The sequence below is a fragment of the Deinococcus aestuarii genome (assembly GCF_018863415.1).
GTDB classification, from domain to species: Bacteria; Deinococcota; Deinococci; order Deinococcales; family Deinococcaceae; genus Deinococcus; species Deinococcus aestuarii.
In genome coordinates, this window is record NZ_JAHKSN010000004.1 from 17,038 (window position 1) to 26,875 (window position 9,838).

The window sequence follows — 9,838 nt, forward strand, 5'->3', positions numbered from 1 at the left end:
GGCGGCGGGACGCGGGGAGGAAATGCCCCGGGCGTCCCGTCGCCGTTTAAGGTGAGCCCCGTGGACCTCTCCTTCATTCTGCAAAGCGCCCTCCAGGCCCTGCCCGTCCTGATCCAGGGGGCGGGCGTCACGCTGGCCTTCGCGCTCGCGGCGATGGTGCTGGGGCTGCCGCTGGGCTTTCTGGTGGCCCTCGCGCGGCTCTCCAGGTTCGCCTTCCTGCGAGGGTTGACGGGCCTGTACGTGTCCTTTATCCGGGGGACGCCCCTGCTGGTGCAGATTTTCGTCATCTACTACGGGCTGCCGAGTTTCGGGATCACGCTCAGCCCGGTCGTGGGCGGCGTGCTGGCCCTGACGCTCAACGCGGGCGCCTACCTCTCGGAGACGATCCGGGCGGCGATCCTGTCGGTGGGGCGGGGGCAGCGGGAGGCGGCGTACAGCCTGGGGCTGACGGGGGCGCAGACGATGCGCTTGATCGTGCTGCCGCAGGCGCTCCGGGTGGCCGCGCCCAGCCTGGGCAACAGCCTGATCGGGCTGGTCAAGGACACCTCGCTCGTCTCCGTGATCACGGTGGTCGAACTGCTGCGAAGCGCCCAACTGGTGATCGCCCGCACCTTCGAGCCCTTCGGCCCGTACATTATGGCGGCCCTGCTGTACTGGGCGATCAGCGGGATACTGGAGGTCGTGCAGCGGCGGGTGGAGCGGCGGCTCTCTCGCGGGACGGTGTAGGAAAGGAAGAAACAGGGGGAGGGGGACGCAGGTCGACGTGTCCCCCTCCTCCTTGTTTTGATCCCCGTCAGGTCGCTGCCCGCCGCGCCTGCGCCCGCACCGCCGCCGTCCAGGTCAGCGCGAGGAGGGCGAGCAGGGCGGTAAGGGTGAGCATCAGCGTTCCCGTCTCGACACGCCACGCCGCCAGCGCCGCGCCGAGGGTCAGGCCGACCGCGTTCACACCCATCAGCGCGCCGATCACCCGGCCCCGCAGACCGTCCGGCACGAGTTGTTGCGAACGGGTGGTGGCGGCGACCTCCAGCAGGCCCAGCCCCAGGCCGAAGACGGCGGCGGCGCCCCACCACGCGGGCACCGGGGTCAGCGCGAAGCCCAGCGTGCCCAGAACGAGGACCCAGCGGCCCGTGCCGATCAGCAAGTCCAGACTCCGCCGGGCGGCGAGCGGAGTGACGAGGGCGATGCCGACGAGGACACCGCCCGAGATCAGCATCTCGAAGACGGCGTAGTCGGGCGCACCCCGCCCGAAAGCCGTCATGTGGAGGGGCGCGCGGACGTTCATCACGTTCATGGCGAGGTTGAGCGCGAAGCTCATGGCGAGGAGGGCGAGCAGGAGGGGCGAGCGGCGGATCACCCGCAGGCCCTCCAGAGCGTCACTCAGCGGCTGAATCCTTCCGCCCGCCGCCCCCTCCAGCCGGGGCAGGGCGAGGGCGGCGACGAGCAACCCCAGGATGAGGGGTGTGGCGACGAGCAGCGTCCCTCCCGCACCGAACCCGTGGACGAGCACCCCTCCGACCCCGTAGCCCACGAGGGGAGCGCCCATCAGCGCCCCGCTGTTCAGGCTGTTGGCGCGCGGCAGCGGGGCGGCGGGCACCAGACGCGGCACGAGCGCGGCCCCCGTGGCGTAGGCGAGGGTGGAGAGCAGGCCGTTCAGGAAGGCCAAGGCGGCGAGGAGCGAGAGCGGAGCCGTTCCCACCAGGGCCAGCCCGCCCACCGCCCCCACCGCGAGCGCCCGCAGTCCGGCGCTGAGGGCGAGGAGGAGGCGCGGCGGCAGCCGGTCGGCGAGCCCGCCCAGCAGCGGCGCCAGGAAACGCGGCAGGCTCCCGCACAGCACCACAAGGCCGACGGCCCCCGCGCCTCCCCCGGCGTCCAGCGCCAGGAACGGCAGGGCGACGGCGACGGCGGAGTCGCCCAAGGCAGTCGCGCTCAGCCCTGCCCAGTAGGTCCAGAACGAGCGCGGCAGCGTGGTCGTCGCATGGGTGGTGGTCATGGCCCCAGCGTCCGGCGTACCCTGCCGAAAATGCCGCAGACGATTTTGGGTTCCTTCGAGGGCGATTGGTTCGAGGTGGGCACGCCGGAGCAGGCCCGGTTGCTGAGCGATCCCGTGGCCCTGCGCCACCTGGAACCCTTCCTCGGGCGGACGTTGGGGGCGGGGGCGGCGGCGCGGGAGGCGGGCGTGAGCGTGGAGCGAATGCTCTACCGGGTGCGGCAATTTCTGGGGGCCGGGCTGCTGGAGGAGGTGGGCATGGAGAGACGCGCCGGGCGACCCGTGCGGCTCTACCGCGCGCCCGCCGGGCTTCGGGTGCCCTTCCACCTCACCCCCTTCGCGGACCTGGAGGCGCAGATCGCGCAGCACGGTCGGCCCTTCGACCGCCTGCGGGCCCGTGCCGGGGCAAGGCGCCTCGCGGAGTTGGAGCTGGGGACCCGCCTCCTCTACCGCGACTCCAGCGGCGAGGTCCATTCCGAGGTCCTCCTCCCCGAGGGCCGCACGCTCGCCGAGGTACGCGGAAAGCACTTTGGCGGCGACTACATGGGGGTGCTGTGGCTGGACGACGACGCGGCGCGGCGAGTGCAGGCCCACCTCGACGCCCTGCGCGAGGAGTTGAGCGGGCAGGGCACCGAGCGGGAGGGCACCCGGCCCTACCTCGTCCAGACGGCCCTGCTGCCGCTCAACCCCAGGGACCGGGAGGAACTGCTGGGGCCGCCCGGGTGACCGAGCCTTCGGGCTTCCGTCATGATCACGGCTTAAGCATGGTCGTCCCTGTAGGCTGGACGGGTGCTGTCCTTACAGAAAGCCGCGAGCATCCTGGGAGCCTTCAGCGCCGAGCAGCCCGAGTGGGGGGTGCGGGCGCTCGCGGCCCATCTGGGGGTGCCCCGGGCGACGGCGCACGCCTATCTGGCGGGGCTGACGGAGGCGGGCTTCCTGCGGCGCACGCCTGCCGGGCGCTACCGGCTGTCGTGGCACATCGCGGAGATGGGGGCGCAGCTCACGGCGGCGCTGCCGTGGTTTCCGGCGGCGCGGGCGCTGATCACCCGGCTGGCCTTCGGGGTGCGGGCGGTGGCCTTCTTGTGCATCCTGGAGGGCGAGGAGGTCGTGTGCGCGATCCGCGAGCGCCACCCCGACGCGGACATCGACCTGCCGCTCGACATCTACCTGCCCGCCACGGCCACGGCGAGCGGCAAAATCCTCTATACCCACGCCGACATCCAGCCCCGCGAGTTCAGCGCCTGCACCGAGAGCAGCATCACCACCCCCGACGAGTGGCGCACCGAGGTCGCGCGGGTGCGGCGGCGGGGCTACGCCTACTCCATCGAGGAGTGGGTCGAGGGGCAGTGCACCCTGGGCGTGCCCTACCGCCACGGCGATCAGGTCGTCGCCGCCATCGGCGTGCAGATGAGCGCCGAGCGTTACCTGCGCGAGGAACGCCTCGTCCGCGAGCACGTGCTGGGCATCGTCCGTGAGGCGCAGGAGCTGTTGTGATCCCCGACGACCCGACCCGGGGCCCACCTACCACGCCGTTTCCCGGCAGGTCCGTCTAGCCAGGCCGCCCCTTCCAGATGGGACTGGACCAGCGCCGACCACGATACAAATGGAAAACCCCGCGCGGGGCGGGGCTTGTTCTTGGTGGCCAGGGCCGGACTTGAACCGGCGACCCAACGATTTTCAGTCGTTTGCTCTACCAGCTGAGCTACCTAGCCGCGCCCCGGGGGGCGTTGGCGGTCCGGACGGGATTTGAACCCGCGACCTACTGCGTGACAGGCAGTTATGCTAACCGCTACACTACCGGACCCCATGCGCCGCAAAAGCAGCGGGGTTAAGGATAGCCGCGCCCCCCGGGCTTGTCAACACGCCCACAGTTCATCCCCCGTGGCAGGGCACTCAGGCCCCCCTCCTCAGAAGGGGACGGCGCGCACGCCCTGGACAGGCTCGGGCAGCGCGGGGTCGAGGAGCAGCTCTAGGTACTCCCGGTGGGGGAGCGCGTCGATGATGGCAAAGCCCGCCTCGCGGTCGAGGAGGATGCCGCCGCCGGGCTGGGTGTGGCCGTACACGCCGAACCTCAGGCCCGCCCGGCGGACATACTCAGGGGTCTCGCGAAACCAGCGTTTGGTACTGGGGTCGGCGTAGAAGAGGTCGTCGTAGTGGGTGTGCGCGGGCAGGGGCGAGACGTGCGCGAACTGCACGCTCCCCACGCGGAGTTCGCGGGGAAACCCCCCCATCCAGCCGCGCAACTCTCCGGGCAGGGGCTGGCCCCCGTGCGCCGGGTCGAATTCCACGTGAACGAGCCCGCCGCTCGTGCCGAGGACGAGGCGGGGGTCGAGCACCGCGTCGTCGTGGTTGCCGAGCACGCTGTGGACGGCGTGGGGCGCGGCCGCCTGATAGGCACGCAGCCGCTCCAGATGCCTCACCTGTTCGCGCGCCGCGAGAAAGAGGTGCTCCGGATCGCGGGGGTTGAAGCGGGGCAGCCCCGTCAGGCGCTCGTAGTCCCGCGTGCTCTTGGGGTGAACGAGGTCGCCCATCAAGACCACCTGATAGAGCCCGGCCTCCACCGGGGGCGTCGGACGAAAGTGCGCGTCCACGCAACTCGCCGCCCTGAGTGCCCCCCACAGGCCCTCCCAGTCGGCGTGAACGTCCCCGACAGCGATGAACTTGCGCACGCGAAGCCTCCCTAGCCCTTCAAGATCGCCTGGAGTTCCTTATAGATGGCGCGGCTTTCTTGCACCGTCTCGCCGTAGCCGCGCAGGAGCACCCGGGTGGCCTCGCCCCCCTTGCCCGCCGACTTGAGCTGTTCGAGCAGCTCCTCGATGTGGCGCCGGGCCTTGTCCATCTGGGGATCGCGGGGGGGCTCGGGTACTCGGGCCGGGGCGCGTTGGGCGGGCGCCTCCCCCATCTCCGCGTCGAGATCGCTGGTGTTCGCGCCGTCCTCCGGGTCGTACTCCACCCACTGCCCCTCGGCCGGGGTGGGCACGCCGAAGAAGCGCGCCGCGTCGGCCAGAGCGCGCAGCTTGGCGTCTTGAAGGGTGTGGCCGCCGCTCATTCCCTCGCGCGCCGCGCCCCCCACGGTCAGGCGGGCGCGGACCACGGGGGGCTGAACGCTCTCGCAGGCCCACCCGAGAGACCAGCCCTCGTCCACGGGGTCGAGGTGGGCGGCGAGGGCGTCGGGGTCGGGGGCGAGGGTCACGCGGGCCTGGTCGCCGCGCACCTCGGCCACCGCCCAGGCGGTGAGGGTGGCGCGCAGGGCCTCTCGCGTACGGTCAGGGTCGGCCATAGGTCCCGAGTCTAGCGGGCGCAACCGGGGGACGGAAAAGGCGAAACCCCGACCTGGGGCCGGGGTCGCCGCCATGCGGGTCTGGACGCGGCGGGCACGCACGGGAGGCTTCAGCTCAGGTGAGGGGCTGGATCAGTTCGAACAGCAGCTCGAGCATAGTCAGGATTGCTGTGATAAGCAGCACCCATTCCAAGATTCGCTTCGGTTGAACCGGTTTCCTTTTCCTGGTAGGCTTCTTGTGAGGCAAGAGAGCACCACCTTTCCGGGCATTCGCTGTTGTCGCAGCGTTTGCCCTTTCCTCTTTGTCGAGGAGTGGCCCCTCTCGCTCCCGCTTGTCATGCAACCCGCCCGCAGGCCAGGGCAGTCTATCCCACCAGGGGCCCGGCGTTGGGACGAGGATGACCGCCTGACAATTGTCACGCCGCCCCCCTGACGCCCGGCACTGGGGACCTCCAGCCGGGCGGCGCACCATACGTCCATGAACGCCATAGAGCTGAGCGGGGTGGACAAGCGGTTCGGGGCGGTGGAGGCGCTGCGCGGCCTGACGTTGGACGTGCGGGCGGGCGAGCTGACGGCGCTGCTGGGACCCAACGGGGCGGGCAAGACGACCGCGATCAGCCTGATGCTGGGGCTCGCGCGACCCACGGTGGGCACGGTGCGGGTGCTGGGCGGCGATCCCCACGCCGGGGGGGTGCGCTCGTACATCGGCTCCATGCCGCAGGAGAGCGCCATCCCGCAGGCCCTCACGGTGCGCGAGGCGGTCACGCTGTTCGCCCGGTTGTACCCGGAGCCCCTGACGGTGGACGCGGCGCTGGAGTTGGCGGACCTGCGCCCGATGGCGAACCGCCGGGCGGGGGCGCTGTCAGGCGGGCAGGCGCGGCGCCTCGCCTTCGCGCTCGCGGTCGTGGGCGACCCGCAGGTCCTCTTCCTGGACGAGCCAACGACGGGCATGGACGCCGGGAGCCGCCTCGCGTTCTGGCACGCCGTCGAGGGGCTGAAGGCCGAGGGCCGCACCATCCTCCTCACCACGCATTACCTGGAGGAGGCCGAGCGCACCGCCGACCGGGTGGTCGTGATGAACGCGGGCGCCGTCCTCGCCGACGGCACGCCCGAGAGCCTGCGCGGGCGGGTGGCGACGGGGCGGGTGCGCTTCACCTCCGACCTCGTGCTGAGCGAGCTGCGCGCCCTGCCCGGGGTCGAGGCAGCGGAGGTCGATACGCGCGGCCACGCTGACCTCCGGACCCGTGAGCCGGAGGCACTGGTGCGGGCGCTCGTCGTGTCCGGCGTTCCCTTTACCGAGCTGGAGGTCACCCGCGCGAGCCTGGAGGACGCCTTCCTGAGCCTGACCACCCCGACCGTCCGCGCCTGAGCCTGCCTCTCCCCTTTTCTCAAGAGGTGACTCCCATGACGACCCTGACGACCGCCGCCCCCGCCACCCGCCGCGCGCCCCTCCTCCCCGCCCTGGGGCAACTGGTCCTGGCCGAACTGCGGCGGATGCGGCGCAACCCCCTGTTCTTCATCGGCACGGTCGGCTTCCCGATCATGTTCTTCGGGCTGTTCGGCCTGCCCGCCGTGAGGGAGACGACGGACGCCGGGGTCAACGTGGGCCAGCTCCTGCTGGTGAACTTCGGGACATATTCGCTGCTCAGCCTCGCCATGTTCTCGTTCGGGTCGGCGGTCGCCACCGAGCGGACGGGTGGGTGGCTGCGATTGCTGCGGACCTCGCCCATGCCGACGTGGATGTACCTCGCGGGCAAGGTGGTCGCGGCCCTGTGCTTCAGCGCCCTGAGCCTGACGCTGCTGTACGCCTTCGGGCACTTCGCGGGGGGGATCACCCTCCCGCTGGGGCTGGCCCTCAGCCTGCTCGTCAAGCTGCTGGCAGGCATGGTCGCGCTGATCGCCGTGGGGCTGAGCATCGGCTTCCTGGCGAACCCGCAGGCCGCGCAGATTCTGGCGAACATCGTCAGCGTCATCATCGCCTTCGCGTCGGGGCTGTTCGTGCCGCTGGACCAGCTCCCGGGCTTCATCCAGAAGATCGCGCCGTACCTGCCGAGCTACCACCTCGCGCGGATCGGGTGGGGCACGGTAGCCGGCCAGACGGGCGGCGAGGGGACGCACTGGCTGTGGCTGGCCGGGTACGTGGTCGTCTTCGGGGCGCTGGCGATCTGGGCGCTGCGGCGGGACGAGGCTCGCGGGCAGTGAGCAGAAGAGCGGAGGATACTGTGCCCATGTGGCGCGAGATGACGTGGCACGCCCCGCCGCCCCACGCGGCGATAGGTGAGGACGGCGCGCTGGAGGTCCGCACGGGGAACCGGACGGACTTCTGGCGCGCCACCCACTACGGCTTCACCCGGGACGACGGCCACGCGCTCCTGGCGGACGCGCCCCCCGAGTTCACGGCGAGCGTGCGGGTGCGCGGCGAGTACGAGGAACTGTACGACCAGGCGGGGCTGATGGTCCGTGCGAATGAGGCCCACTGGCTCAAGGCGGGGGTGGAGTTCGTGGGCCGCCAGCAGTGGAGCGCGGTGGTGACCCGGGACGCCTCCGACTGGAGCGTGACGCCCACCGGGGACCACCCCGAGACCACCTTCCGCGTCACCCGCCGCGCCGACGCCCTGATCGTCCACGCCAGGCCGGAGGGGCAGGAGAGGTGGACGCTGCTGCGGGTCGCCCTCTTCCCGCCGGAGTTGCCCGCCCGGGTCGGGGTGATGGCGTGCAGCCCCCAGCGGGCGGACTTCCACGTCACCTTCCGTGACTTCCGGCTGACGGCCCCCGACCCGCGCCCCCTGCACGAGATGGCGGGACCATGAGCGCCCCGGCCTCTCGCCCGCGCCGCCGCGCGCTGATCTGGGACCTGTTCCCGTTGTTCTGGCTGGCGTTCCTGGCCTTTCCGGTCGCCGGGTTTCTGGAGCACCGCCGGACGGCCGGGGAGACGCTGCTGTTCGTCTCGCTGATCACCCTGTTTCTCGGGGTGTACGTGATCGTCTTTCGCTTTCGCCTCCCCTCCAACCGGAGCGCCGCCCTTCAGGAGCGGTGGGCCGTGGCCGGATGGGTCTTGAGCCTGGTGACCTACTTCGTCCTCTTCCCCATTACGGACGGCACGGGCAGCGCCTTCCTGATCTACGGGGCGAGCATGATCGGTTTCCAGCCGAGGACGGCCCTGGCCCTGTGGTTGGCTTTCCTCAACATGGCGGTGATGGTCTTCCCCTTCTGGACGGGTACATACCAGCCCGAAGACCTGTGGTGGCTGGCGCCCAACCTCGTGTTCACCCTCGTCGCCGTCTACGCTAACCACGCGAGCTACGGGCAGCGGATCGCCCGCGCCCAACTGGAGGTGGTGCAGCGCGAGAAAGAAAGGCTGGCCGCCGACGCCGAGCGCGAACGGATTGCCCGCGACCTGCACGACCTGTTGGGGCACACCCTCTCGGTGATCGTGCTCAAGAGCGAGCTGGCGGGCAAGCTGGCCGAACGTGACCCCGCCCGCGCCGCCCAGGAAATCCGCGAGGTCGAGCGCATCAGCCGGGAGGCGCTGACGGAGGTGCGCGCCGCCGTCCACGGCTACCGGGGCAGCGGCCTGAACGCCGAACTCGCCCGCGCGAAGGTGGCCCTCGACGCGGCGGGCGTGCGGCTGAACGTGACGGGGCCCCTTCCCGACCTCCCCGCCCCCACCGAGGCGGGCGCCGCCATGCTGCTGCGCGAGGCCGTGACGAACGTGGTCCGGCACGCCCACGCGCAGGAGGTCGAGGTCACGCTGACCCGCACCAAGGGGGGCCACCGCCTCGTCATCCGCGACGACGGCGTGGGCGGCGAGGGGCCCGAGGGCAGTGGCCTGACGGGGATGCGCGAGCGGCTGCGGGCGCTGGGCGGCCAGCTCACCCGCGACGGCACGCGCGGCACGACCCTGACCGCCGACTTTCCCGACGAGGTGGGCGGCGAGGCGAGCCCCGGCCTGGTGACCGCATGATCCGCGTCCTGCTGGCCGAGGACCAGTCCCTCGTGCTGGGGGCTCTCTCCGCGCTGCTCTCGCTGGAGGACGATCTGGAGGTCGTGGGCACGGCGACGGACGGGGAGGCGGCGCTGGGGCTGGTGCGGACCCTCTTGCCCGACGTGCTCGTCACCGATATCGAGATGCCGCGGCTGAGCGGGCTGGACCTCGCCGCGCGGGTGCGGGAGGACTTTCCCGGGGTGCGGGTGGTCATCGTCACGACCTTTGCCCGGAGCGGCTACCTGCGGCGGGCGCTGGACGCCGGGGCGCGCGGCTACCTGCTCAAGGACGCGCCCGCCTCGGAACTCGCGGAGGCCATCCGCCGCGTCCACGCCGGGGGCCGCGCGATTGCCCCCGCGCTGGCCGAGGAGGCGTGGGGCGAGCGTGATCCGCTGACCGACCGCGAGCGTCAGGTGCTGCGCGAGGCCGAGGCCGGGGCGAGCACCGCCGCCATCGCCGCGCGGCTGGGGCTGTCGGAGGGCACGGTCCGCAATTATCTGTCGGAGGCGATCAGCAAGGTGGGCGCTGGAAACCGAGCCGAGGCGGCGAGAAAAGCGAGAGAGAAGGGGTGGTTGTGAGGGGGTAA

The 9,838-nt window shown here is 71.6% G+C and carries 11 protein-coding genes and 2 tRNA genes; 8 read left to right on the forward strand and 5 right to left on the reverse strand.

Annotated elements, in window-relative coordinates:
• Positions 1-60 precede the first annotated feature (60 nt).
• Entirely contained in the window at positions 61-726 is a 666-nt protein-coding gene (locus IC605_RS07280; RefSeq protein ID WP_216321069.1) for an amino acid ABC transporter permease, read from the forward strand.
• A 67-nt stretch (positions 727-793) separates the two neighbouring features.
• On the opposite strand, the gene IC605_RS07285 is transcribed toward IC605_RS07280, so the two are convergent.
• Positions 794-1,990 carry an MFS transporter gene (locus tag IC605_RS07285; RefSeq protein WP_216321070.1) on the reverse strand — a complete coding sequence of 399 codons (1,197 nt, stop codon included), beginning with the start codon at positions 1,988-1,990 and terminating at the stop codon, positions 794-796.
• A 30-nt stretch (positions 1,991-2,020) separates the two neighbouring features.
• On the opposite strand from IC605_RS07285, the gene IC605_RS07290 reads away from it, so the two are divergent.
• Together IC605_RS07290 and IC605_RS07295 are read left to right on the forward strand one after the other, a co-directional pair.
• Positions 2,021-2,713 carry a hypothetical protein gene (locus IC605_RS07290; protein ID WP_216321073.1) on the forward strand — a complete coding sequence of 231 codons (693 nt, stop codon included), beginning with the start codon at positions 2,021-2,023 and terminating at the stop codon, positions 2,711-2,713.
• A gap of 63 nt (positions 2,714-2,776) precedes the next feature.
• Positions 2,777-3,481: an IclR family transcriptional regulator gene (locus IC605_RS07295; RefSeq protein WP_216321076.1), complete on the forward strand. Its 705-nt coding sequence runs from the start codon at positions 2,777-2,779 to the stop codon at positions 3,479-3,481.
• A 142-nt stretch (positions 3,482-3,623) separates the two neighbouring features.
• On the opposite strand, the gene IC605_RS07300 is transcribed toward IC605_RS07295, so the two are convergent.
• The 4 genes from IC605_RS07300 to IC605_RS07315 all read right to left on the reverse strand — a co-directional run bounded on the left by IC605_RS07300 (position 3,624) and on the right by IC605_RS07315 (position 5,267).
• Positions 3,624-3,699 (reverse strand) — tRNA-Phe (locus IC605_RS07300).
• 16 nt (positions 3,700-3,715) lie between these two features.
• Positions 3,716-3,791 (reverse strand) — tRNA-Asp (locus IC605_RS07305).
• A gap of 103 nt (positions 3,792-3,894) precedes the next feature.
• Positions 3,895-4,656: a metallophosphoesterase gene (locus IC605_RS07310; protein WP_216321079.1), complete on the reverse strand. Its 762-nt coding sequence runs from the start codon at positions 4,654-4,656 to the stop codon at positions 3,895-3,897.
• A gap of 11 nt (positions 4,657-4,667) precedes the next feature.
• Entirely contained in the window at positions 4,668-5,267 is a 600-nt protein-coding gene (locus IC605_RS07315) for a single-stranded DNA-binding protein (RefSeq protein WP_216321082.1), read from the reverse strand.
• 478 nt (positions 5,268-5,745) lie between these two features.
• Between IC605_RS07315 and IC605_RS07320 the strand changes: the two genes are divergently transcribed.
• Genes IC605_RS07320 through IC605_RS07340 form a run of 5 tightly spaced genes read left to right on the forward strand, consistent with a single transcriptional unit; the run spans position 5,746 to position 9,830 of the window.
• On the forward strand, positions 5,746-6,636 hold the full coding sequence (locus IC605_RS07320; RefSeq protein WP_216321085.1) for an ABC transporter ATP-binding protein: 891 nt from the start codon (positions 5,746-5,748) through the stop codon (positions 6,634-6,636).
• 35 nt (positions 6,637-6,671) lie between these two features.
• A complete protein-coding gene (locus IC605_RS07325) occupies positions 6,672-7,469 on the forward strand; it encodes an ABC transporter permease (protein WP_216321088.1) in 798 nt (265 codons plus the stop codon).
• Positions 7,470-7,495: 26 nt separating this feature from the next.
• Positions 7,496-8,077, forward strand: a complete 582-nt coding sequence (locus IC605_RS07330) for a DUF1349 domain-containing protein (RefSeq protein WP_246580558.1) — start codon at positions 7,496-7,498, stop codon at positions 8,075-8,077.
• Entirely contained in the window at positions 8,074-9,231 is a 1,158-nt protein-coding gene (locus IC605_RS07335) for a sensor histidine kinase (RefSeq protein ID WP_216321092.1), read from the forward strand. The genes IC605_RS07330 and IC605_RS07335 overlap by 4 nt, the downstream gene beginning before the upstream one ends.
• Positions 9,228-9,830, forward strand: a complete 603-nt coding sequence (locus IC605_RS07340) for a response regulator transcription factor (protein ID WP_216321095.1) — start codon at positions 9,228-9,230, stop codon at positions 9,828-9,830. Before IC605_RS07335 ends, IC605_RS07340 begins: the two co-directional genes overlap by 4 nt.
• Positions 9,831-9,838: the final 8 nt, after the last annotated feature.

Bases quoted from the DNA above. Each gene is read 5' to 3' on its own strand.
- IC605_RS07330 (WP_246580558.1), top strand. From the start codon at position 7,496: ATGTGGCGCGAGATGACGTGGCACGCCCCGCCGCCCCACGCGGCGATA.
- IC605_RS07325 (WP_216321088.1), top strand. From the start codon at position 6,672: ATGACGACCCTGACGACCGCCGCCCCCGCCACCCGCCGCGCGCCCCTC.
- IC605_RS07315 (WP_216321082.1), bottom strand. From the start codon at position 5,267: ATGGCCGACCCTGACCGTACGCGAGAGGCCCTGCGCGCCACCCTCACC.
- IC605_RS07290 (WP_216321073.1), top strand. From the start codon at position 2,021: ATGCCGCAGACGATTTTGGGTTCCTTCGAGGGCGATTGGTTCGAGGTG.
- IC605_RS07340 (WP_216321095.1), top strand. From the start codon at position 9,228: ATGATCCGCGTCCTGCTGGCCGAGGACCAGTCCCTCGTGCTGGGGGCT.
- IC605_RS07320 (WP_216321085.1), top strand. From the start codon at position 5,746: ATGAACGCCATAGAGCTGAGCGGGGTGGACAAGCGGTTCGGGGCGGTG.
- IC605_RS07335 (WP_216321092.1), top strand. From the start codon at position 8,074: ATGAGCGCCCCGGCCTCTCGCCCGCGCCGCCGCGCGCTGATCTGGGAC.
- IC605_RS07285 (WP_216321070.1), bottom strand. From the start codon at position 1,990: ATGACCACCACCCATGCGACGACCACGCTGCCGCGCTCGTTCTGGACC.